This window comes from Gloeocapsa sp. PCC 7428 (genome assembly GCF_000317555.1).
Classification (GTDB): domain Bacteria; phylum Cyanobacteriota; class Cyanobacteriia; order Cyanobacteriales; family Chroococcidiopsidaceae; genus Chroogloeocystis.
The window spans coordinates 2,706,249-2,730,208 of sequence record NC_019745.1 but is presented as its reverse complement, the minus strand read 5'-3'; the positions used below and the strand labels follow the sequence as shown (position 1 = coordinate 2,730,208).

Annotated in this window: 22 protein-coding genes; 9 read left to right on the top strand and 13 right to left on the bottom strand. The window is 43.5% G+C overall.

What is annotated here, in order from left to right:
* Positions 1-240: 240 nt before the first annotated feature.
* Together GLO7428_RS11940 and GLO7428_RS26050 are read right to left on the bottom strand one after the other, a co-directional pair.
* Positions 241-2,727, bottom strand: a complete 2,487-nt coding sequence (locus tag GLO7428_RS11940) for a putative PEP-binding protein (protein ID WP_081588068.1) — start codon at positions 2,725-2,727, stop codon at positions 241-243.
* Positions 2,663-4,891: a CHASE domain-containing protein gene (locus GLO7428_RS26050; RefSeq protein ID WP_015188799.1), complete on the bottom strand. Its 2,229-nt coding sequence runs from the start codon at positions 4,889-4,891 to the stop codon at positions 2,663-2,665. Before GLO7428_RS26050 ends, GLO7428_RS11940 begins: the two co-directional genes overlap by 65 nt.
* 304 nt (positions 4,892-5,195) lie before the next feature.
* Here GLO7428_RS26050 and GLO7428_RS11930 point away from each other — a divergent pair, with 304 nt between their 5' ends.
* A complete protein-coding gene (locus tag GLO7428_RS11930) occupies positions 5,196-5,657 on the top strand; it encodes an MgtC/SapB family protein (RefSeq protein ID WP_231295475.1) in 462 nt (153 codons plus the stop codon).
* A 224-nt stretch (positions 5,658-5,881) separates the two neighbouring features.
* Here the strand turns inward: GLO7428_RS11930 and recF are convergent, their stop codons facing one another.
* Together recF and GLO7428_RS11920 are read right to left on the bottom strand one after the other, a co-directional pair.
* Positions 5,882-7,000, bottom strand: coding sequence for a DNA replication/repair protein RecF (gene recF / locus GLO7428_RS11925; protein WP_015188797.1), 1,119 nt, complete (start codon positions 6,998-7,000; stop codon positions 5,882-5,884).
* A 69-nt stretch (positions 7,001-7,069) separates the two neighbouring features.
* Entirely contained in the window at positions 7,070-9,883 is a 2,814-nt protein-coding gene (locus GLO7428_RS11920) for a cation-translocating P-type ATPase (protein ID WP_015188796.1), read from the bottom strand.
* A 463-nt stretch (positions 9,884-10,346) separates the two neighbouring features.
* Here GLO7428_RS11920 and GLO7428_RS11915 point away from each other — a divergent pair, with 463 nt between their 5' ends.
* From GLO7428_RS11915 to rpsU, 3 genes are all read left to right on the top strand, one after another.
* Positions 10,347-12,002 carry a transglutaminase family protein gene (locus GLO7428_RS11915; RefSeq protein WP_015188795.1) on the top strand — a complete coding sequence of 552 codons (1,656 nt, stop codon included), beginning with the start codon at positions 10,347-10,349 and terminating at the stop codon, positions 12,000-12,002.
* Positions 12,003-12,307: 305 nt separating this feature from the next.
* Complete coding sequence (locus tag GLO7428_RS11910) at positions 12,308-12,619, top strand: RNA-binding protein (RefSeq protein WP_015188794.1); 312 nt, start codon at positions 12,308-12,310, stop codon at positions 12,617-12,619.
* A 235-nt stretch (positions 12,620-12,854) separates the two neighbouring features.
* Complete coding sequence (rpsU, locus tag GLO7428_RS11905; protein ID WP_015188793.1) at positions 12,855-13,034, top strand: 30S ribosomal protein S21; 180 nt, start codon at positions 12,855-12,857, stop codon at positions 13,032-13,034.
* 136 nt (positions 13,035-13,170) lie between these two features.
* On the opposite strand, the gene pth is transcribed toward rpsU, so the two are convergent.
* From pth to psbH, 3 genes are all read right to left on the bottom strand, one after another.
* Positions 13,171-13,809, bottom strand: a complete 639-nt coding sequence (gene pth / locus GLO7428_RS11900) for an aminoacyl-tRNA hydrolase (protein WP_015188792.1) — start codon at positions 13,807-13,809, stop codon at positions 13,171-13,173.
* Between the two features lie 35 nt (positions 13,810-13,844).
* Positions 13,845-14,117: a TatA/E family twin arginine-targeting protein translocase gene (locus GLO7428_RS11895; RefSeq protein WP_015188791.1), complete on the bottom strand. Its 273-nt coding sequence runs from the start codon at positions 14,115-14,117 to the stop codon at positions 13,845-13,847.
* A 155-nt stretch (positions 14,118-14,272) separates the two neighbouring features.
* The gene (gene psbH / locus GLO7428_RS11890) at positions 14,273-14,482 is read right to left on the bottom strand and encodes a photosystem II reaction center phosphoprotein PsbH (protein WP_015188790.1); all 210 of its coding nucleotides are present in this window, start codon (positions 14,480-14,482) and stop codon (positions 14,273-14,275) included.
* 86 nt (positions 14,483-14,568) lie between these two features.
* Between psbH and psbN the strand changes: the two genes are divergently transcribed.
* Positions 14,569-14,700: a photosystem II reaction center protein PsbN gene (gene psbN, locus GLO7428_RS11885; RefSeq protein ID WP_015188789.1), complete on the top strand. Its 132-nt coding sequence runs from the start codon at positions 14,569-14,571 to the stop codon at positions 14,698-14,700.
* 1 nt (position 14,701) lies between these two features.
* On the opposite strand, the gene GLO7428_RS11880 is transcribed toward psbN, so the two are convergent.
* A complete protein-coding gene (locus GLO7428_RS11880; protein WP_015188788.1) occupies positions 14,702-15,400 on the bottom strand; it encodes a class I SAM-dependent methyltransferase in 699 nt (232 codons plus the stop codon).
* A 146-nt stretch (positions 15,401-15,546) separates the two neighbouring features.
* On the opposite strand from GLO7428_RS11880, the gene GLO7428_RS11875 reads away from it, so the two are divergent.
* Entirely contained in the window at positions 15,547-16,116 is a 570-nt protein-coding gene (locus tag GLO7428_RS11875) for a Uma2 family endonuclease (RefSeq protein ID WP_339366839.1), read from the top strand.
* A 363-nt stretch (positions 16,117-16,479) separates the two neighbouring features.
* Here GLO7428_RS11875 and GLO7428_RS11865 read toward each other — a convergent pair whose 3' ends face one another.
* Entirely contained in the window at positions 16,480-16,692 is a 213-nt protein-coding gene (locus GLO7428_RS11865; protein ID WP_015188787.1) for a hypothetical protein, read from the bottom strand.
* Positions 16,693-16,843: 151 nt separating this feature from the next.
* Between GLO7428_RS11865 and GLO7428_RS29735 the strand changes: the two genes are divergently transcribed.
* Positions 16,844-16,948: a DUF4351 domain-containing protein gene (locus GLO7428_RS29735; RefSeq protein ID WP_071882428.1), complete on the top strand. Its 105-nt coding sequence runs from the start codon at positions 16,844-16,846 to the stop codon at positions 16,946-16,948.
* 270 nt (positions 16,949-17,218) lie between these two features.
* Here GLO7428_RS29735 and GLO7428_RS11860 read toward each other — a convergent pair whose 3' ends face one another.
* Both GLO7428_RS11860 and GLO7428_RS11855 read right to left on the bottom strand, forming a co-directional pair.
* Positions 17,219-18,217, bottom strand: coding sequence for an iron-siderophore ABC transporter substrate-binding protein (locus tag GLO7428_RS11860; protein WP_015188786.1), 999 nt, complete (start codon positions 18,215-18,217; stop codon positions 17,219-17,221).
* A gap of 39 nt (positions 18,218-18,256) precedes the next feature.
* Entirely contained in the window at positions 18,257-20,932 is a 2,676-nt protein-coding gene (locus tag GLO7428_RS11855) for a TonB-dependent siderophore receptor (protein ID WP_015188785.1), read from the bottom strand.
* Positions 20,933-21,405: 473 nt separating this feature from the next.
* On the opposite strand from GLO7428_RS11855, the gene GLO7428_RS29470 reads away from it, so the two are divergent.
* A complete protein-coding gene (locus GLO7428_RS29470; RefSeq protein ID WP_015188784.1) occupies positions 21,406-21,525 on the top strand; it encodes a BrnT family toxin in 120 nt (39 codons plus the stop codon).
* A 690-nt stretch (positions 21,526-22,215) separates the two neighbouring features.
* Here the strand turns inward: GLO7428_RS29470 and GLO7428_RS11850 are convergent.
* Positions 22,216-22,482 (bottom strand): BrnA antitoxin family protein, encoded by a 267-nt coding sequence (locus GLO7428_RS11850; RefSeq protein WP_015188782.1) that lies wholly within the window; start codon positions 22,480-22,482, stop codon positions 22,216-22,218.
* Positions 22,445-22,723, bottom strand: coding sequence for a BrnT family toxin (locus GLO7428_RS11845; RefSeq protein ID WP_015188781.1), 279 nt, complete (start codon positions 22,721-22,723; stop codon positions 22,445-22,447). Before GLO7428_RS11845 ends, GLO7428_RS11850 begins: the two co-directional genes overlap by 38 nt.
* 349 nt (positions 22,724-23,072) lie before the next feature.
* On the opposite strand from GLO7428_RS11845, the gene GLO7428_RS11840 reads away from it, so the two are divergent.
* A complete protein-coding gene (locus GLO7428_RS11840) occupies positions 23,073-23,951 on the top strand; it encodes a hypothetical protein (protein WP_015188780.1) in 879 nt (292 codons plus the stop codon).
* Positions 23,952-23,960 lie beyond the last annotated feature (9 nt).

The following is a 23,960-nucleotide window of genomic DNA, read 5'->3' as shown; positions in this document are numbered from 1 at the left end:
AAACTTTAACAAATAGCAGCGTCAAGGAGGATAATTCCCAGCGTTCTTCACATACTCTTTACATACAAGCGTCAGCAAACTGTAAATTGCTTAGCTATCGGTTCGCGTTTCTACTCAATTATTCATAAGCTTTCTTGAGTACAACTACATCAAAAGAACTTCAAGAATAATTTTTTTGCACCTTCCTTAAGAGAGAGCTTTTAAATTGTATTCAGCTTATTAAGCTAGTAAGTCCCTTCTCTAATATTCCAGATCTTCTGGTGTTGGTTCTGTAGCAAATTTGCTAGTTTCTGCGTGTAATTGATGACGCGCACTCTTCAAAAGTAAGCGTTGTTCGGCGCGGGCGATCGCCTGATACGTTACTTCCACCGCATCAGCTTCGACTGAAATTGCCGTAATTCCCCACTCTACCAAAGAATCGATTAATTCGGGATACAAAACAGGTGCCTGGCCGCAGATCGTACAGGGAATGCGTGCTTGTTTCGCTTGTTGAATAATTTGGGCGATCGCGCGCATCACGACAGGATGGCGGGCGTCAAAATGAGCTAAATGCCCAAAATCGCGGTCAACGCCTAGCAGCAACTGTGTTAAATCGTTTGTCCCAATTGAAACGCCTTGAACGCCAGCCGCCACATATTCTGGAAGCAAAAATAACACTGATGGCACTTCTGCCATAATCCACAATTGAAACTGCGGAGATTGAGTTAATCCGACTTGTTCAACTCGCTGCCGACAAAAGACAAATTCTTCTACAGTCCGCATAAACGGTAGAAGTAAGTGAATATTATCGTAGCCTGCTTGCTGTACGCCTGCTAAAGCAGTCAGTTCTAAATCAAACAGCGTAGGATCTTGCAAATAGCTGACAATGCCACGATAGCCGGAGCTAAAATGAGCGTCACCTGTGGATAGCGCTGGATTAGAAAGTAATTGAAACTCAGGCGATCGCCAATCGAGTGAGCGATAAAACACGGGTTTTGGTGCAAAGGCGCGGGCAAACTGCGCAATGTGTTCTTGCCAAAGTTCGAGTAATTCTGACTGGCGCTGCGGCAACCATTCGAGTATCGATTGACCCTTTAGCATATTCAATACCATAAGCTCAGACCTCAACAAACCTAAGCCATCCACTGGTAGCTTTTGCATTTTATTCAATAGATGACGCTGACTTAAGTTGAGGAAAATTTGAGTTGCAATTGGCACATGATGATTTGATAAAGATTTATTGAATTGTCTGTAGCGCTTATATGGTATGATACGGCGATGCGTTGAATTTTTGCGGTTGGGTGTTGGTAGCGCAGTTATGGGGTGCGATCGCGTTTGTTCGGTTTGACTTCTGAGACGATGAATTTCACCGCGATCGCCATCGAGATCAATTAAATCATCCGTTTGCAAAATCTGAGTTACCTGCGCGACGCTGACGACGGCGGGAATTCCAAGTTCTCTTGCTAAGATCGCGCTATGCGACGTTAAGCCGCCGTGTTCGGTGATAAAGCCCGCAGCGTGTTGTAGTATGGGCAACCAATCAGGTGCGATCGCCGTTGTAACAACAATAACTCCTGGTGGTAAGTGCGGCGTCTGTTGAGGATCGCTAACAACGTACGCAGGTGCAATCGAACGTCCTGGCGCAGCAGCTAGCCCTTGCAGCAATGCTGAAGACGACGCAAGCGGTTGAGGGCGGGTTTCTCCTACAACTGGAGAATCGCGGTATTGAGTAATCACTAAATGTGGCTCAACGCCTGCGGTTTCTAACGCCCACTCGCACGCGATCGCGGAATGCGTTTCTTGAATGAATTTTTGTCCCAGATGAATTAATTGCTGTAAATTGTGTTGCAAGACATATTGTTGCTGTTGTGCAGCATTGAGTAGAAAAACTTGCAAGTCATTTTGGTTGCTAAAAGATGTATGGTGGGTGAATCCTGCTGGTACGGGTAAATTAGTCACACCATACGCAATTGTTTTGTACCCTAGCGTTTGCGATCGCACTGTTCCCGATTTTGGATCTACCGAGTAAAAATCGGGGATAACTTCGCCGCGGGCGATCGCAAGCCCTAATCCATAACTTGCTTGAATTTCTAATCTGTCGGTTTGACAGTGCAGTGTACCAGAGGCGATCGCATTGTGTAATGGCTGCACAAGAAGAGCAACATCAAGTTGTTGTAGATCAATACCAACCCGCCGCCAATAGAATAAATTTCTCGCACTCAATAACTGACTCCAAGTTCGCAGTAAGGCTTGGGCGATCGCTGCGGGATGATTATGACTTACTGGCGATTCCAAAGCATTTTGTAAGTTTTGCGGTGTTCCCTCTGGTAAAACGAGATCCGGATGCAAAATAAGTGTTGTCCAACTCTGCGCGGCTGTTGCGATCTTGTGACTCAAATCAACGACTAAAGATTCTTGCGCGATCGCTTGACGTAACTGTTGTGCGACTTGTTGTAGTTGCTGCCAATCATCGATATTGAGGTGAACATAAGCATCCAGCAGACCATCAGTTGAACTCAAAAGCTGCGCTAAAAACGTTCGCCATGCCAGCGATGATACGACAAAACCTGATTTGACCGGAAAACCGCGCTGTCGCCATTGGCTTAGTTGTAATGCGCGATCACCTACTAAAGTGCGCTGTGAAGGTTGAATTTGCTCCAGCCAGTGTATTTCTTCCACATTTTTAACGTATGATTCGCTTTGGCGATCGCGTTTGATGGCGCGATATGAGATCTTCGGTGACGACATTCTGGAACCTATTCCACAGTGGAAGTTTCACAATAAAAGTCGCTCCGTGTCCAAATCCAGCACTCTTAGCATCAACAGTGCCACCGTGCAATTCTACCAGCTGACGCACAATCGCAAGTCCCAGCCCTAAACCGCTACTTGAGCGCGTCGTCGCGCTTTCGGCTTGGCGAAAGCGATCAAAAACATACGGTAGAAACTCAGGGCTAATTCCAATTCCTGTATCGCTGACTTGAATTTCCACATAGCGATCAATGCAGTTCAGTTTAACTTCAACTTCACCGCCTTCAGGAGTAAATTTCACGGCATTTGACAACAGATTCCAAACAATTTGTTGCAAGCGATCGCTGTCACCCCAAACCAACCGAATTCCCTCAGAAGTCGTAGTTTTAATCTGAATTTTTTTGGCTGCTGCCGTTGGTTGTACAGTATTAATCGCAGCTTCAATAACACCTAATATATCAACAGAACGCATCTGTAAATGTAACTGACCGCGCATCAAACGCGAAGTATCTAAGAGATCCTCAACAAGTTGCGTTTGAATTTTCGCATTGCGTTCAATCACTTCTAGGGCTTTTGCCTTTTTTGCTTCATCTAATTGACGACTCCGCAATAATTGCACCCAACCGAGCATAGCATTTAAAGGCGTGCGTAGTTCGTGCGATACTATAGCTAAAAAGTCATCTTTAAGGCGATTAGCTTCGGCGAGTTCTTCGGCTTGGCGGCGTAAAGCAACTTCTAACTGCTTACGTTCAGTCAGGTCGAGGACAAAAGCAATACAAGTATCTTGACTACCTTCAATAATTGCACCACCGAGTAAAACCGGAATGCGCTGACCATCTTTGCGGATATATTCTTTTTCAAAAAGACGACAAGCGCCAGATGTCCTAATTTCTTGACTTGCTAGTTGATCTAAATGCTGATGTTCAGCCGGTGTCAAATCATCCCAACGCAATCCTGCTTTGAGGTCTTCGTGTTCGTATCCCACCATGCGTAAAAACGCATCATTAGCTTCAAGAATTTTACCTTCTAAATCAGCCGTAATAATGCCGATGATATCGGCTTCTATTAAGCAGCGAAAACGCGATTCACTTGTACGAAGTGCAGCTTGCGATTCGTGCATTTGGGCGACTGCGCTTTGGGCTACAGTTTTAGCACGAGCTTGCGATCGCGTGAGTCCAAATAATACTAGACTGATCGCGACTCCTCCGAAGAAGACGTATGGTACTAACCCTGCTTGGGAGGCACGAACAAACTCAGGACGTGTTGTAAAAACTAAACTCCAGGTACGTCCGGCAATATCAATAGTTGTTGTCGTTGTTAAGCTTGGTTGATAGTTGTCGTTGTCCTGATGCGAACGATGCAGTAAGTTTCCCTGGGTGATATTAGTGTCATCGTATGCTGCAAAATTTACGTAAGAATACTGTTTTTCGCTAACAATATCATCGAGTAAGTCATCTACCCGAAACGGGCTATAAATAAACCCTAGTAATGCAGCTTGTCTTTGCGCGACGGTTTTCGGGTTTGAATTGTTTTTGTAAACAGGAAAGTAGATTAAAAACCCAGCTTGTTTGTAACGGTCAATTTCTTGTACAAGCGTGACTTTTCCAGACGCAGCTGCACTACCCGTGTCTCGCGCCCTTTCCATTGCCGCACGGCGAACTTTTTCTGTAAACATATCGAACCCGATTGCGGCTTGGTTCCTACGGTCTAACGGTTCGAGGTAAATAATTGAATGGTACTCGCTGCGCTTGTCTTCTGGGCGAATTGTTAGTTGTATTCCTTGTTGACGCAGTTCGGCAATCAGGGCATCTTTTTGCGCGGATGTTACTTTCACACTAAATCCGATACCCTGAATTCCTGGATAGCGATCGCGAAGTTCCAACTGTTTTACATAAGCCTGAAAATCGGCGCGAGTCACAAAGTCACTTGCCGCAAATAAGCCACTTCCACTCCGTAACAGTGAAATATAGGTATCCAAACGATTTTGGATATCATCTTTAGTCCGTTCAACCGCATTGTTAAAGCGCAATTGGTCTTTGGTTCTAGCGGTAAGTGCTACGTAGTAAGTTGCAATTCCAGTTAGTAGTAAAGTCACTACTAATACAAAATAAGGAATCCAAGGGCGACGTAGTTGACGTAGTTTTGAGGATAAGTACGGTTCCATGAAAAGTTTGACTCGCGCAAAAGCCTATTTACGTGGAATTACTTATGAATAAGTTACCAACGGCTTTATGAACTTTTTATAGTATCTATGGTATTCCTTTTGAGGAGATTACTTCATTTGTGCCATATCTAAGCCATAACAAAATACTCAAAAAATCAGGATTTACAAACTAACACATAAATTTTGCGATCGCGTACCTCTCCAGATAAAGCCTCACCTATTGGTATAGCTCTTTGGTTATATAAAGGTGATTTACTATTAGGTATAAATTAAATTTGTGATGGTTGGAGTTAAAAAACAAACTTTGACAAGTACTTACTTTGTTTCTCCTAGTGACCTAGGAAGTGTTGTCTTTAGGATCTGTATTGCGCTCATTGTTGGAGCAATCATTGGCTTAGAACGCCAACTACGAAAAAAACCGGCTGGCTTACGAACTCATATGCTCGTCAGTCTTGGTTCGGCTATATTCGTACTGATTCCCTTGCAAATGGGTGTCAATGCAGACAGCCCTGACGCGCTCAGCCGTGTTATTCAAGGTATTGCTGCTGGTATAGGGTTTCTCGGTGAAGGCGAGATTCTCCGCGCAACGCGCGATCGCGATGGCGAACTTGCAGATATTCGCGGGTTAACTTCTGCTGCGGCGATTTGGGTTTCGGCGGCTTTAGGAGTTGTCGCTGGATGTGGACTATGGCAGCTAGCTCTAATTAGCGCGGTACTCGCTTTACTCGTTCTCAATGTATTTAAGCAAATTGAACGCCGAATTTGATTGAGACACCTGACAACTAAAGTTGCGGCTGCAAAAAGCAAAGTCCACCTGCGTGGACTCATCAAGTCAGGGCTATACGCAATTTCACCAAATCTAGCAGGGTTCAGATGTCAGCGTTAAACTCCCCTCAGGGAAATCATTATGAGCTTCTACGATGTTCTAATACCATTTCACTAATTAAAAACTACAAATCATTTCTCCTCTGCCCCTCTGCTGCTTCACCTCTAGTCGTGCGTTATCTGTCCTGATTCAACGTGAAGAATCTGAGAGGCTTTGAGCCATTGAGCATCAAAAGAGCCTAAGTGCGTAGTTGTAATCAACGTTTGAAAGCGGTCTTGAATGGCGTCGAGTAATTGATTTTGACGGTGAAGGTCGAGTTCGGCTAAGACATCATCGAGTAATAATAGCGGTGATTCGCCAACGACTTCTTCAATAAGTTTGAGTTCCGCAAGCTTGAGTGCGAGAACCAAAGTTCGTTGCTGTCCTTGGGAACCATAGGCGCGCGCAGGTGTTTGATTAATCGTCAACTCAATTTCATCGCGATGGGGACCGACTAAAGTCGTACCTTGATGCTGTTCGGCGATCGCTCTAGTAGCAATTTTTTCAACAAAAGCTTGCTGTAATCCTTCTGGATTTTCATCCCAAATGACGTTAGGTGTATATTTCACCTGTAGAACTTCGGTACTACCACTAATACTTGCGTGCCAATTAGCCGCAACCGGAGCCAAAAGCGCGATCGCGCGCGATCGCCTTCTAATGACTCGGATACCAGCGCTGACTAATTGCTCATTCCAAACTGCCAATTCTTCTAAATTCTGATTGCCGGCTTCTGCACCTTGAATTTTTTTCAACAAAGCATTTCGCTGGCGTAATACCTGGTTATACTGTTGCAAAATATGTGCGTAGACAGGCTCTAGCTGAATTAACAAAGTATCTAACCAATTACGGCGTTGATCAGGTCCACCACGAACTAAATCGAGATCGAGACTAGAAAACTGGACTGCATTCAGCGTACCCAAAAAGTCCATTTGTCGCCGCATATTTTCACTATTGAGCGCAACCGTGCGCCTGCCATTGCGTCGCAGCGTTAACGACAAGTCAGTGATACCTGTTTGGCGTTCTAATGTCGCGCTGACTCTGGCGATTAATTCTTCGTCGCGAATCAAATCGCGATCGCGCGGACTACGATGCGATCGTAATGTTGCTAGCAGTTCCACCGCCTCTAACAAATTTGACTTACCTTGCGCGTTATTACCTACCAAAATCGTTTTTGGCGCTAAAAAATCAACCCACTGCTCTTGATAGTTACGAAACTGCTGTAGATGTAAAGTTTTTAGGTACATAGTCATTCAGGAAGCAGGGGCAAGGGGGCTTCAGGTGCTTCAGGAGCAGATAACTGCTACTCATCACTCCTAGTGTCTTTTGACTATACGAAGGAATAACTTTTCTAATTCGACCCATACAAATAGTAAGGTACTAAAACCAAAGCAGATTGCGAGTTCTAACGGGCTGAGCCAGAAAGTATCAAAAAATGCTCTTAGTGGTGGAACATACACCAGCATCAGTTGTAATATTGCGGTTACAACAACAGCTGCGAGCAAATAACGGTTCGAGAAAGGATTTAATTCAATTGCCAATCTTGTGTTAGAACGAACGGCTATTGCATGACCCATCTGTGCTAAACACAAGGTTGTAAACACCATCGTCCTCCATGTTGCAGGATCGCGAGGATATTCAGGTGTATGCGTATGGTAGTAAGCCCATACCATCAAGGCAATCGAGATGATTGCAAAAATAATGCCGATACGAACCATGTAAGATCCTAGCCCGCGTGCGAAAATACTTTCACGCGGACTAAAGGGAGGTCGTTTCATCACATCTGGTTCAGCAGGTTCGACTGCTAAAGCAAGCGCGGGTAAACCATCAGTCACCAAATTCATCCACAAAATTTGTAGCGGACTCAACGGTACGCCACCTAAACCAAGCAATGGCGCAGCGGCAATTGTTAAAACTTCGCCGATGTTACTGCCAAGAATGTATTTAATAAATCGGCGAATATTAGTATAGACAACTCGACCTTCTTCGGTGGCGGCGACAATGGTTGCAAAGTTGTCATCAAGCAGTACCATGTCACTGGCTTCTTTACTGACATCAGTACCAGTAATTCCCATCGCAATACCGATATCAGCTTGTTTTAAGGCAGGTGCATCATTAACACCATCACCTGTCATCGCTACAAATCTACCGCGTCGTTGTAGCGCTTGGACAATGCGTAATTTGTGTTCTGGGGAAACTCGTGCGTAAATGCTGACAAGATCGACTTGTTTTTCAAGTTCGGGCTGGCTCATGTGTTCTAATTCTTGACCTGTAAGGACGCGATCGCCTGACTGCGCAATTCCTAAATCGGTGGCGATCGCTTGTGCGGTTAATTGGTGATCTCCGGTAATCATCACAGGGCGAATTCCAGCATCGCGACAACGTGCTACAGCTTCGCGGACTTCAGGACGTGGGGCGTCGAGCATTCCCACTAATCCTAGCCAAACTAATTCGCGCTCGGATGTGTCTTCAGAACCTTCGTCGGGTAACGTGGCGAGTGGCTTATAAGCAAAACCTAGGACTCTTAACCCTTTACCTGCCATTGCATTATTTTGCGCGAGAATTTCTTGGCGTTGGGCTTCGGTGAGTGGTATCGAGCGATCGCCGCGATGAATTTGAGTACAACGCACTAATGTTAACTCAGGTGAACCTTTTGTAAACATTAAATAAGATCCAGTATTATCAAAAGCCAAAGCATTTTGTGCTTCGTGCTTAGTACTGCAAATGACGCTCATGCGCTTGCGTTCCGAAGAAAAGGGAAATTCTGCCACACGCGGTAATCGTGCCTCCCACTGATCTTTTTCTATACCTGCTTTACCCGCAAGCGATAGCAGCGCGCCTTCGGTTGGATCGCCTAAAATGATCCACTGCGATTGTTCCTGCTGCAAAACGGCGTCGTTACACAAAGCACACGCGACGAGTAAAGCATGAAGTTCGGGATGTTCGGCAACTTCAATGTTTTGATTTTCTAGCAGAAACTGCCCACGGGGAACATATCCTTCTCCGGTGACTTGGAAATATTTATCGTTCGCATAAACTGCTTGCACCACCATCTTATTTTGTGTCAAGGTGCCCGTTTTATCCGAACAAATTGTTGTGACACTACCTAAAGTTTCGACGGCTGGTAGTTTGCGAATCAACGCTTTGCGGCGTACCATGCGCTGTGTTCCAAGTGCTAAGGTAACAGTAATAACAGCGGGTAAACCTTCGGGTACGACAGCAACCGCCATACTCAAGGAAACTTCCAGCAATTCATTAAGGTTACTAAAGTTGAGGTTGGCGAGATCGAAATTACTGTTTTGGAGGACACCACCCACAACCACTAAAGCAACTAAAACTAGTGAACCACCCACTAGCACATTTCCTAGTTGCGACATCCGCTGTTGCAAAGGCGTTGGTTCGCTTTCTACCGACTGAATCATTGCCGCAATGCGTCCGAGTTCAGTTTGCATCCCTGTACCCGTCACAATTGCCTTGGCGCGTCCTTGGACAACTTCAGTGCCTTGAAATACCATATTGAGGCGATCGCCAATTCCCGTATCGTCCTGAAGTTGAATATCTGCTTGTTTTTCAACCGCTTGGGCTTCTCCAGTCAGCGCAGCTTCGCGGACTTGTAAGTTTTGTTCTTCAATCAAGCGTCCATCGGCGGCTAGCTGCACGCCTGCTTCCAAGAGCATAATATCTCCTGGGACAAGTTCTTTGGCTTCGACTTCAACAATTCTACCGTCACGTATCACGCGTACTAATGGGGCAGAAAGGCTCTTAAGTGCAGCTAAGGCTTTTTCGGCACGACTTTCTTGTAAATAGCCAAGGATACCGTTGAGGACAACAATTAAACCAATCGCGATCGCATCTTTGGGAAATTCATTACTCTGTAAGTCTAAGAATGCTGATATGACGGCTACCGCAATCAGCATCACTAACATGATGTTTTTGAACTGATCGAGAAAAATTACCCAAGAACTACGACCGCCCGTTTCTTGCAGTTCATTGAGTCCGTATTTTTGCAATCGTTGTTGTACTTCTTCGGAGGTTAAACCCGTGCGATCGCTCGCTAATAGTTGTAAAGTCTTATCAACATCCAAGGCGTGCCATACAGGTGTTGACTCAGGCAGAGAATGTGCAGACATGAAATAGCTCTCGGCAAAGGAGTATAGACATTAATCATAGATTAGCTACTACCTTTGAGCTATGTGTACAGCAATTTATCTTAAAAGCGTCACTCTAGACTTAGTTCTTTGGCAAGACGGCAAGGTATGCGATCGCGATCTAATCTGATCTGAATGAACTACTTGCAAATTTATGCTTTGAGTAAAGGGTAAAAATAAATGTAACGTAAAGCCGGTAATTAATTAAGAATAATTCCTCCCCACTATCCATTTCCAAAATTAGCAAGGTGTCATTTCTAAATTAAAGCTGCTTATTTAATGTGTAGTGTTCCTGCTAAACAGTCAGAATTTCTGTTACGCATTTAGTATTAAACTGAGTTCTGTATAGCAATATTAGTACAGGTTGGAGTTTCTTGGGGTGTCTACTCAAATTTTTGTAAATTAAAGCATTCAGGCATTCGGCAAAGGCTTATTTATTGTGTCTATGACTTCCGCAACACCCACTTCTTCTAGCAACCTACAGCGAACTATCCGACCAATCGGCGCAGCTGCACTGCATGGCATCGCGTTTGTTGACAATAAACTGATTGCTATCGATCCGGTTAAAGGACATCTACTACAAATCGATCCTACCAACGACAACACAACAATCATCAATTCCCACGCGACTTCCGAATTTGTCGATGTCACAGGAATAGCTTGGTGGGAGAACACACTCTGGTTAACACGTGAAAACACAGTGTATTTCTGCCAGTTAAATGATTTTAAGTTACAAGAGTTCGTGACCTTACCGTATCCGGCGAACGGCATTGCTGTGTGGGCATCAACAGTTTACGTAACGTGTCAAAAAACTGGTTATATTTTGATTTTTGACCGCGAAACAAAACGTCAAATTACGCAGTTTTACGCGCCAGGAGTCGGGGTAGAAAATATCACCGTTCGTGATGAAGAATTGTGGGTTTGCGATACGACAGAACAAAGTGTTTATTGCCTAGAACGCGCTACGGGAGACATCAAGTTTAGCGTGCTGACTCCTTTTGCTTCGCCTACAGGTTTAGCATTTTATCCTCATCAAGGTGGAGAGACGCTGTATGTTGCGTATGCTGATGAAGAAGCCTACATCCGCGATAATCCCAATGCCGACCCATCGCATGAATTAACGTATCGCGATCGCACGTTTGTCCATCCTTTAGATTATTACTACAATCCTAGCGAACACTATGCGCTGTCGAATGGCTACTTGCTGGAGATGATCTATGCGGAGGAAATTGCTCCGTTAGAAGATGTTCATGCCTTAAAGCAAGTCGAGTGGCGCATTGCTTTACCAGCAGAAACTGACCGTCAAAAAGTCAAACACGTTGAACCTATTGGTTTACCCTTTACCGAAGAAGTTGTAGAAGGACAGCGCGTTGCTGTCTTTAAATTTGATAATCTGCAACCAAGTGAAAGACATATCTTTGGCTGGAGAGCATTAATCGAGGTACGCGGTATCAAATATCGCCTCACTCCTAGAGACGTTGAAGATCTCCCTAGCTTATCAACGGAATTTCAATCGCGGTACTTGGTCGATGATGATGAGTTAGCGATGGATCAGCTAATTGTCCGTCGTGCGGCTAAAGAAGCGATCGGAACCGAAACGAATCTTCTGCGTAAAGCTTATAAAGTTCGTAACTATGTTTACGATGAATTGTCCTATGGTATCAAACCGCACATTGATACGCCCGATGTTGTTTTAGATCGCGGTATTGGTTCCTGCGGCGAGTATGTTGGTGTTTTACTCGCACTATTACGCCTTAATGGTATTGCGTGTCGCACAATCGGTCGCTATAAGTGTCCTCCTTATGCCGAACAACGGGGCGTTCCGCTACAACCAGACTTTAACCATGTTTGGTTAGAATTTTACGTACCAGGGTTAAATAAGTGGTTGCCTATGGAATCCAATCCTGATGATGTGGTAGAAAACGGTCCTTATCCTTCACGCTTTTTTATGGGATTAGCTTGGTATCACATCGAAATTGGTAAAGGCATACCATTTGAAACAATAACAAGCAAAGGCTTGCCACTCGAAGAAATTTCGCTTGGTGATATTGCCATCAACCACATCCGCTTTACCATTTTTGAAGAATTGCCACCGCTATGAAATATGGCAGTAGACGTTGACAAAGAATTGAGGGGAAAGTGAGGATATTCCGATCCAAAAGCATTGCTATGAATAGCTTTTATCCCTGACCTCCGACCTCTGAACCCTGACCTCGACTACATTGTAAATTTGAATTGCTCTTATGCTTTATTCCGTACCCCTCACGCTAAATTTTGTGTTAAATTAGCAGCCGTGAGTCAGATTCGGTTGAAAGCTTTGTTTTTGCTACAGAACGTTTTCTGTGTTGACAGGCATATCTCCGAAACTGGAGCTTTACAAACGAAATTGATTTTTGGAGATATTGAATGTCGATCTACGTAGGTAATTTATCCTACCAAGTTACCCAAGAAGATATCCTTGCAGTTTTTGGAGAGTACGGCAACGTCAAACAAGTTCAAGTTCCCACCGATCGCGAAACCGGTCGTCCGCGTGGTTTTTGTTTTGTGGAAATGTCTTCTGAAGCCGAAGAAACCGCAGCGATTGAGGCTTTAGATGGTGCTGAATGGATGGGACGTAGCTTGAAAGTTAATAAAGCAAAGCCGCGTGAAGACAAAGGCAATCGTTATCGTGACAATCGTGGTAGCAGCAACGGTAAGTTCTCGCGGGGACGTTATTAAGTAAGAGTGAGTGGGGGCTGGTGGTTAGTGACTAGAGCAGAACTAGAGGCTAGTGTATCAATACAATAACTTCCCTGAGTCTTATGAGTTCTTGCTCTAAAGTACTTCTCAGGGCTATAGCTTCCTTTGCTTTCTCTGCTCTATAACTGACCTCTAAGCTATGTTTAAACTGTACTTTTAGATCAACCTAAAGCCGCATTACAATTAGATTAGTTGTATTCAGAAAGGAGCAATAATGACCCAAGTGGTTCTAGGAGAAAATGAAGGTATTGATTCAGCTTTGCGGCGATTTAAGCGCCAAGTTTCAAAAGCTGGCATTCTCGCAGATGTGAAATATCATCGGCATTTTGAAACACCGCAAGAAAAGCGTAAGCGTAAAGCAGTAGCAGCGCGGCGGAAGAGACGTTTTAGATAAGATGTTTTGTTACCAGTCGTGCTTGACTTCATTGAATTCAGTAAGCCACTGGGAAAACATCAAAAGTATTCATTACTGTAAGTGAAAAAAACGGATTTTGCGATCACAAAGTCCGTTTTCGCTTTTATTGAGTAAGCTAAGAATCTTGCGTCGCAGCAAGATCAACAGTGTTATAGCGATTCATTGCTTTTTCTACTCCCTGCTTTAAACACAGTTCAACACAGTCAACTACTAAGGGTAGAAGCTTAGTGACAACTTGATTTTCTGTTGGAGAGAATCGTCCTAAAACATGAGAAATTGTTTTACCGTTATTGCTGACAGCTTGTTCTGGCTTGCCAATGCCAATCCGTAGACGAGGAAAATTTTGCGTACCGAGATGCGCGATCGCGCTTTTCATGCCATTATGTCCCCCCGCCGAACCGGATAAACGCAACCGGATTTTTCCGACAGGTAAATCCATATCATCATAAATAACTAAAATTGACTCAGGAGGCAGTTTAAACCAATCAACAACCGCACGAATTGCCTGTCCTGAATTATTCATGTAAGTTAGCGGCTTAAGTAAGCGAATTTTTTCACGGTTTGGGCTGACGCCTTCGCCAAATTCTCCCTGAAACTTACGATTTTCTGACAGGGGCATTTTCCAGGAACGTGCTAAAGCGTCTACAGCCGCAAAGCCGATGTTATGTCGAGTTTGTTCGTATTTTGGTTCTGGATTTCCCAATCCGACAATCAGTTGCGGGATAACCACTGATTGTGGAGTCGCTTTTGTCATGACTAGCTTGTTTGTATTCGTCTGAAATCCAAAGCTTAACTTTGTGGCGACGAAGTTGTGTTATTTTCTGAAGCTTCAGCCGCAGCGATTTGCTTGGGTTCTAGTTGTGCGGTTGTCTGTACAGCTTGCTCAATTTGTTCAGCTTCGCGCTTGAATTCATTTTCAAATTCTTTAGAAGCTTCTTGAAATCCACGCACTGCTTTACCCATGCTACGACCAATCTCTGGTAGCTTTTTAGGACCAAAGATTAACAGCGCCACAATCATGATCACAGCCATTTCTGGCAAACCAATTCCAAAAATATTCACGCTTCAGTTCTCCTTTGTTTAAAAACCAGGACTCCTCTTTTGGGCAATATGCCTGATTTTACCAGTCACTCACTACCCATCCAGTATAAAACTTCAAAAAAAAACCCGGTTGAACCGGGATTAAATGGGTGTTTCCCGCTTTGTGACAAGAGGAATTAGCCACCTATGTTTGTCCAATCTGGAGAAATATCTGGTCTTTCAAAGAGTAGAGAAGAGTTGTAGATTTGCAGAATAATCAACAGGAATACGAAAAATAACACCATAAATACTGCCATCAATGGCGTTGTTCCCCAACCACGGGTCACTTTACCATATTCAGAATTCAAGGGTTTGAGAATATCTCCCAACCAAGTCCGTTGTGCCATGAGTCACCTTAAGATTCGTTGCAACAGCATTTTTTAATCTTCTGTAATATTCTATAGGAATAGCACTCATAATTTTAATCTAGCCTATGGAACCCGCAACAGTTCTTAGCATTTCTCTCGCCGCCATCGTTATCGCGATTACAGCGTTGTCGATCTATACTTCATTTGGTCCTCCTTCTAAGGAGTTGAGCGATCCTTTTGAAGACCACGAGGATTAAATCACGCTTGGTTTAGAGGACGTTTGAGCGCGAGTGTCAATCCATCAGCGATCGCTACTAAACTCAGTGCGACTCGCTGATCGCGATGCAGGAATTGATTCAACTCGCGAATTGCGATCGTACACTCATCATCAAAATCAGGATCGATGACTCTGCCACACCAAAGCACATTATCAATCGCGATCAATCCACCTGGACGGATGAGTTGCAGGGATTTCTCATAATAATCTTTGTACTCGACTTTATCAGCATCAATAAAGACAAAATCAAAGGTTTCTGCCTGTCCATCCAATAGCAGTTGATCCAGCGTTTCGATCGCAGGTGCAATGTGCAAGTCAATTTTATGCGTGACACCTGCGGCTTGCCAGTAGCGACGCGCGATCGCGGTATCCTCTTCACTTATATCACAGGTAACTACAATTCCATCTTCGGGTAACGCCAGTGCCAACCACAGCGTGCTGTATCCCGTGAATGTACCGATTTCTAGCGTTTTCTTGGCTCCAATAAGCTGCACCAGCAATGCCATAAACTGTCCTTGATCAGGAGAAATTTGCATATCGCCTTCAGGATGTTGGGCGGTTTCTTGCCGCAGTTGGGACAAAATTTCAGTTTCGCGTAGGGAAACAGAGAGCAAGTATTCGTAGAGATTAGGTTGGAGTTCTCCAGCGGCATCGGTGAGATCTAGGGTTTTGTTTGACATAGTGGTGTGCTCTTACAATAAAGATACTAATTCTCTCAAGGGTGGTGTTGGCGATGGTACAGTCTAATCGATGGCTTCACCTGCCGAGCAGCGATGAGCTTCCCTGTTCTGATGACACCCCTGTGGATAATGAAGACTAAAATTTAATTCCTAATATTCTGCTGTTCTTACTCAAGTTCATTTGGGCAGACCGCAATGACTGGTTTTTTGGCGTGGAGATGGGGGTTTACCATACGACTGGGATCAATCCCCTGGTGCCGATTGTGCCAGATCGGTTTCTGAGTTTGGGGGTTGAGCGGCATAAGGGAGGGCAATCGCGCAAAAGCTATGTGGTTTGGGAGGAGGAAGTTGTACCATGCTTCGTGCTGGAGGTTGTCTCTCTGACGCCAGGTGGCGAATACGATCCAAAAATGGATACCTATGCCCGATTGGGGGTGGTGTATTACGTAATTTACAACCCTCAATATTGGCGACGCGATCAACATCAACCGTTTGAGGTTTATCGTTTGGTGCATGACGCATATGAACTTCAAATTGGTGAACCTTACTGGATGCCAGAAGTTGGTTTGGGAATTGGCAGACATCCCTATCAAGATGGAGATATACGGCGAGAGGCGCTTTACTGGTATAACCAACAGGGACGGCGATATTTGACATCCGAAGAACAGCTTGCCCGCTATCGCGAACGATTTGGTGAATTGCGATTACATCAGTGAACAGTAAAATTGATAACTGATAGAGGAGTGCTTTTTTCTAAGATATTAAACTCATATCCAAAGATAAAAATACTACCCATAATTGGGGTAATACATAGCTATTTATTTTTTATAAATATCTCCTCTCGCACCAATTGCATAAATTTCGATATCTTTGGATTCAATATCGACTGTAAAAATAATCCTATTTTTACCTATACGTAATCTGTAAAATCCCTCCCAATCACCTTTCATTTTTTTGATATCTAGTTCTGTAAAGGGGATAATTCCTTGTTCTTCAATAGCAATAACAATTTTTTGAGTTGTTCGCGAATATTTTCAACATCTTCGAGATTTGCTTTTTGTAAAAACTTAATTCCTTGCTTACGAAACTTTATTGCCATTTTTTAGCCAATCAGTCATATCAATTACTTCATCATCCGCATATAAAGAAGGTACACCAAATTCGGCTTCAAGTTCGCACTGTTCTTCATCGCTTACGTAAGGTATTAGAATTTGACACAGGTGAAATCTTTCTTCTTTTAAAACTTCGCGCATAGTCTCTTTAATCAATGCTTTTAATTCTTGAATTTCCACACTTATACCTGTTAATCAAAGTTAAATTATATATTCATCGTACCTAACTTCAGTTTTTGATAGGGGAATTTGGGCAAAAATAGCAGACTATAAGATTTCAGGAATCTGTTTCCAAATTGCATTTCCTTTATTACTTTTGATATAAAGTTGTATAAAATCTATTAAGGCTGTAGCACTTTCTCAGTTGAGTGAGGCATTGTTGGATTTTACGAGTGTGGATGATTTACAGGCTTGGTTGGATGAAAGATCGCGCTGATGATGAGGTTGCATCGCCTTTTTGTTTACCCCTTTTCATATTTCCTCAACAGATTGGTCTTTAGAAAAAGGGTGACAGAATTTGTAAACAAACAAGATGTGTTTAGGCATAGGTTTAAGGTGCGTTAACTAAATATTTGTACAAGTCATCAATAACTGCATCAGCCGCAAATGGATTTCGACCTCTCCAAACTTCAGGGTCTACATGATAAACACGATTTTGTTGAAATTGTAGGATTTGCAGATAAATAACGTGAGTTTGAACATTAATTTACGGTGTATTGACTAAGTATTTCTCAATGTCATCTAGTACTGCATTAGCAGCAAGTATATTGTATCCTCGCCAAACTATGAAACTAACAACATATACTTGATTTTTCTGAACTGCCTTGACGTGAGACCATAAAGGTTTCTGCTGAAATTTCTCAAGGGTTGATTTATCATCTCCGTATGCCCCAATAAATAAAACATCACTATCAATTTCTGGTAAGGCTTCCTCGGAAATTGGAAGTAAACCCTGAAATGATTCAGTATGTGGCGGGACTGGAGGAAGCTGGAATCCAACATCACTAAGTATCTCGCCAGCAAAAGAATCACTGCGAGAAAGATATGATAAACCAACATAAGCTTCGAGATATGCAACTCTAAGCTCACTGTGCTGATGATTATTAATTGTCTGTTTTAGTTTCTCAGCACGATGTTTATACTCGTCTATTAATTGGTTAGCAATCTCCACTTTTTTGAACATTGTTGCCGTATTAAGAAATATTTTTTTCCAGTCAGGTAAACCAGATAAAGTTTCTGTCGAAGGCAACGATACTGTGGGAGAGATTTTTGATAACAGTTCATAATTTTCTTGATTTATGTATTCGGAATAACCCATAATCAAGTCGGGATTTAACAACAATAGTTTTTCTAAATTTGGTTTGTTGCTAGTGGTTGGAATTGCTTCAACTCCGTTTAGCCTATCCTTAACATATGAAACATTCAATACTGCTTCAGGTGCAAAGACTGCAATGGGCTTAATATTTAATGCTAGGGCATGAAACAAAGTATCACCATCTATGATGACAATTCGCTGTGGATTGAGAGGAATGCAAGTCTCCCCTATTGCGTGTTGCACCATTCGACATTTATCTGTTGGAAGTTTGACAAGCTGAGGATTGGGAGAATGAACAATGCGATTACTGCAAGCAGTGACTAAGAATGCGATCAGAATTCCCACTAGAAAAGACCAAAGCGAGGATAATCCAAAGCTGCGTAACTTCATAGCAAATGTTTTCTCCCAATTAATACCAACGATTCAAGCTCAAAACTCCCAGGAGATTGTTCCCCGAACAGTAAATGGTCTACCGACAATTACCTGAAAATCACTGTCAGCGCTTTCAAAATAGTCCACGTTGAATAAATTCGTGAAATTGAGCGCAGCACGAAATTGGTTTCGTTGGTAAAAAATTGCAGCATCGGTGCGGAGATAGCTGGGCACTGTAAAGGTATTGAATAAATCTCCTGGGCGATCGCCTACATAAAATAAGCCTAAGCCTAAGCCTAAGCCTTGTAATTCACCTTGTTGAATTTGATAGGTTGTCCAGAGGTTGAATGAGTTTTCTGGAACATTATTTAAACGATTACCCACGGGAAAAATGTTGTCTTGTGTGATTTGGGCATCAGTATAGGCATAGCCAGCAATAATATTCCATCCAGGTAAGATTTCACCCCCAATATTAAGTTCAATGCCTCGGCTGCGCTGTTCACCTGTTTGGATAGAGAAGCCTATATTGTCCGGATCATCCGTAGGAACGTTAGTGCGAGTCAGGTTATAGAAAGCAAGGGTTGCTGAAAGTTGATTGCTCAAATCTGCTTTAACGCCCACTTCATATTGAGTCCCTCGCTCTGGTTCAAATGGACTGCCATCAAATGCAGTTCCAAACAATACTGGAGTAAAGGAACGAGCATAACTAGCATAGAGTGAAATTGGTTCAATTGGCTGATAGACGATACCGACCCGTGGGGAGAATGCACTATCAAACCGACTAAGTGTGAAATCATCAACTCGACTGCGAAGGTTGTAATCTTGGGTATCGTACCGCAAACCGAGTAATAATTTTAGATTCTCTGTCAGGCTGACTAGATCTTGGATATAAATCCCAAGTGAATTGATTTCGTAATCATCGCTAAAGCTAATTTCAAAAGGTTCTGTTCGCGGTTGATTATACACAGGGTTAAACACATCAATTGGACTGATGCCCCTGTTGCTTCGTGTGTATGTTGCATTATCTCTATTCCAATCAACTCCAACTAGCAATTGATGTCGAATCGAGCCAGTCAAGAAATTACCAATGAGGTTTGTTGCCAACACATAGTTTGTGCCATCACCTTCATTAATTTCCTGAAGACGATTGAGAGTTCGCTCATCATCTTCTAGGCTGAGAGGAAAACCAGTGTCTGAATACAATGTCGAAAATCTGACTCGGAAGGCATTGCGTAACAACCAATTGTCACTGAATTGATGTTCTAGTCTATATCCAATTCTACTGTTAGTTGTTCGGACAACGTCACCAGGTTCAACAGGGTTAAAATTGCGAGGAATTTCACCATTCGGATTAGGCAGAATGCTGCCGATAGCAGGTAGACCAGGATAATATCCAGTATCTATGCTGGCATACTCTCCCTCTACAAGTAGTTCTGTGCGATCGCCGAGCCTGAAACTCAATGTTGGTGAAATACTCAAGGATTCTCTATCAAGAAAATCGATAAAACTACCGGAGTTCTCATAGCCTAGATTTAGTCTGTAGAGAATTGATCTCGAATCATCTAAGGGTCCTGACAAATCAACCAATCCCCTGTAGAAACTGTAATTGCCGATTGTTGCGTCTACCTGGTAAAAGGGGTCACTCAGCGGCTGTTTAGTGACAAGATTAATGGTTCCACCTGGAGCGGCGGAACCATACAGCACTGAAGCTGGACCTAGAAGAACTTCTACTCTCTCAATATTGAATAGATCAGTTTCGACCGTTTGACCAGTAACATTGCCCACCCCCTCAAACAACCCATCCCTGAGAACATTCTCTGCATCAGTACGAAAGCCACGAATTCTAAAATTACTTGTTGATGAATAATATCCACCCTCTTGAGTGACACTAGGGACATTTCTAAGAGCATCCTCTACTCGGGTCGCTTGCTGATCGCGAATGACCTGCTGTGGTACGACTTGAATCGATTGGGGAATGTCGCGCAGGGGCGTGTCGGTTCGCGTTGCTGTCGAAGCCTCTGAAGGATTGTAGCCCTCATCCTGCTCTCCCGTTACCAATATTTCAATCAGCTCATCACCCTGCGCTGCTGGTTCTTCTTGTGGTGTTTCACCCATTGGCTGTTCAGCTTCAGGCTGCTGTGGTGGCTGCATTGCTGTTGTCGCAGGTGTCAAACCAAAAATCAACCCTTGGTTACTGTCAAATAACTCAACTGTTGGCAAACCTGTTTCACCTGCTACTGTCACCCTGATAGTATTAGCATCAAGGTTTGTCACCGTTATCTCAGTAATCCCCTCAACTGGTTTTTCCGAGCGAAATATGAACGCCTCGCCATTGGATAAACGCAATTGAGCATTAGGTATATCTGCGATAAAGTTATTTCCAGTACTGCGGTTGGTAATTTGCAGTTGTTCTCCTTGAGTTGTCTGTAATATCACCTCCACACCTTGTGCAGTGGGATTAGCTTGTACACCCGTCACTTGTATAACACCCCTCTGGACGGAAGAGGGGTTGGTTGGTGCTGGCGACTGCACTAACATAATTGCGCTAGTGCTAGGACGCTCTCTTTCACCAATTTGAGGAATCTCTCTAATTAACCGAGATTTACGTAATACAGATGTAATAGTTTTATCATGATCCAGCTTTGCTACTTCTTGAGCCGTTACGCTCACAGCACCCCACGGCCAAACAGAACTTGTTAGTAATAAAAGTTGCAATAAATTCTTTAGTTTCATTAGCTACTCTACACACCTGGCAATATTACGGAAATCGACAAGTCATCCGTGACTCGTCCCCACATATTTCCTCACACCTCACACTAATTCTTGATATGTATGCATTAAGTAGAGACCCCCTGTAGTTCCTCTTACTAAGGGGAACGGCGACAGATAGGGGTGAGAACAAAGTGCATCTTCACAGATTAGTATCAGTTCCACATTGATTTAGCTTCTAATAAGAAAACTTCTCAATAAAGCTGAGAATACAAGATTTGAAGAAGGTATTGTTGCCGCAAACGGATTTTTTTCTGCCCGATCGGGATTTTTTTAGTGATGGTGCGACAACAAAGGGCAATCAATCGCTCAAGGAGACGGTTGAGGTGAGATCAAAACTGCCACAAAATTGTTCCCTACACCATAAACGGCTCACCATGAAAAACCTGATATAGCGGTATAAGGTAAATATCAAGGTTCAGAGTGCTTTAGAGTAGATGGATTTATTACGGTTTGAATGGGACAACCAAAAAGCTCAAATTAACTTCAAAAAGCATGGGGTTTCTTTTGATGAGGCAGCAACTATTTTTTACGATCCACTCTATTTAGAGGATTAGACCTCCTGCATGAAGAGAATCGCGAATAAATTCGCTACTAGACAAACCCTGTCCACCGACCTGGACTTATACCAATTCACTTTTTTGTGGCGACACATCATCGGTAGACCCCTCCTAGTTTCCCCTTAGTAAGGCTACGGTGTACACACAAGTCTAGACTGGCTTCGTTCCAAGCTTTTTCGCCCCCTTGCATCCCCCACTTGTGGGGGACTTTGAAGTAGAACTGGCTCAGAAGTCCCCCAATTTGGGGAGCCAGTGTCGTGCGGAGGTGTCCTCCGTTGAGACAACTGGCGTGGGTTGGGGGGCGGTTCGTCAGGGACTTTGCTAGATCCGACTACTTGTGTGTACACGGTAGCCTTAGTAAGGGGAGGTGCCGCAGGCGATGGGGTTTATCTGTAGCATTCATTTATCGAATTGGTCTTACTCAGAAAACTCTTACTCTTGAGTGTGCGAAGGCACACTTCGCTTATATAGCCCCGACTTCAGTCGAAGGGCATCTGTAATTCATGCAGGAGATCTATTATGATGAAGCGCACTCTGACCAAGAGGATCGGTTTAAGATTATTGGTATGTCAAGCAATGGACGCTTGCTAGTTGCCGCCTATAGTCAGCGAGTTGATATTGGCAAAATGTACTTCTTCTTGAGGCAGCTTAAACCTCACCAAGGCTTACGCAACGTTATGTTGCTGACTACTCACCACGACTTTCTATGTAACGGCGTAGAACCGAGTTGATTAAAGCTTTATATTCTCCGCTTTGAGCTTGAAACCATTTCAGAACATCTGGATCAATCTGAACCAGTCGTTGTGCTTGAGGGGCAGGAATTCTTAAAGTTGCCTTCTCAAAAAAATCCTCCGTCAACGGTGGAATATCAGAATAATCAATTCCTTCGTCGTCCATTGCCTCAAGTGCTTCCCAATTAGTACGAGAGGTATTGCTTAAGTCTTTGCCGCTCATATCGATTTGCTCTTCGTGCCGAAATGATCTGAATCACGCCATTCTGTCGTTCTGTCCAAACAACAACCGCTATACCTTTACCGAGAAAACCGATACCGATCCAACGGTCTTCGCCGTAATCAAAGCGATCGTCTAGCTCAATTAGCATCGGATTATCAAACATTTCAGGGACATCTGCGAAATCAATCTCATGTTTGCGGATATTCTCTAGATTTTTCGCTTCATTCCACTCAAACTGCATGAAAGTTCAAGCAATGCTAATCAGGCTCTCCTTATTATTGCGTATTCTATCCAAAGCTGAATCACACCATCAGATATCATTGAGATTCAGCCAGAACAGATTTAAGATGAGTGAAAATCTGGAAATTAGTTGAGAATTGGGTACTTTACTTAGTTCGACAATAGACCTCTTGCATGTGAATCACAGATGCCCTCCGACTGAAGTCGGGGCTACCCAAGCAAAGTGTACCTTCGTACACTAAATCAAGACTTTTGAGAGGGTAAGGCATGCCTTACCCGTAGTCCAGGTCGGTGGACAGGGTTTATCTAGCAGCGAATTTATTCGCGATTCTCTTCACGCAGGAGGTCTAATGATAAAACGCGCCGATGTCAGTACCAAAAAGTTAATCAGTCTCTCCCCCGATAACTGGGTGCAATGGGTAACACAGATTTCTGAGATCAAAGCTGGCGAAATTCTCAATTCCGAATTTCAGTGGATTAGCCGAGAAAGTGACGTGTTAATCCGCGTTGACAGCCAACAATACGGTGAATTTCTCGTTCTCAACGAACTACAACTGCGTCCTTCATCCCAAATGCCGCGTCGGATGCGAGCCTATGCAGCCTTAGCCGAAGAGAAATATCACTTACCCACTTACCCAGTCTTAATTAACATTCTCAAAATCAATGATGAGCAAATACCGAATAGATTTGCCTCAAATATTGCTGGAATCAGCGCCCATCAAGATTATCGCGTGATTAATTTGTGGGAAGTTGATGTCAATATTGTCTTTAACCAACCGTTACCCTCGTTGTTACCCTTTGTGCCGATTCTTCAAGGCGGGGAGAACGAGTCTACAATTAGAGAAGCATTGCAGATTTTACGTGCGGACGAACAGTTAAATCAACTCGAGACGGTACTGGCATTTTTTGCGACGTTTGTGCTAGAGAGTACGTTAGTGCAAGAGATTATGAGGTGGGATATGGCTGTGTTACGTGAGTCACCTTGGTATCAGGAAATTGAGCAACGTGGTATCCGCATTGGTGAAGAACGCGGACTGCGTATCGGTGAAGAACGCGGACGGCGAGAGGAAGTTTTAGCTAACATCGCAACTATTTTAGAGGTGAAATTTGGCACTGAGGGCTTAGAATTAATGCCCCAGATTACCCAATCTGATTTAGCCCAGTTGCAGGAAATTTTACGCAACATTGTTGTGGCAAGTACAATTACAGAAGTACGCGATCTTTTGTAGTCAAATAAG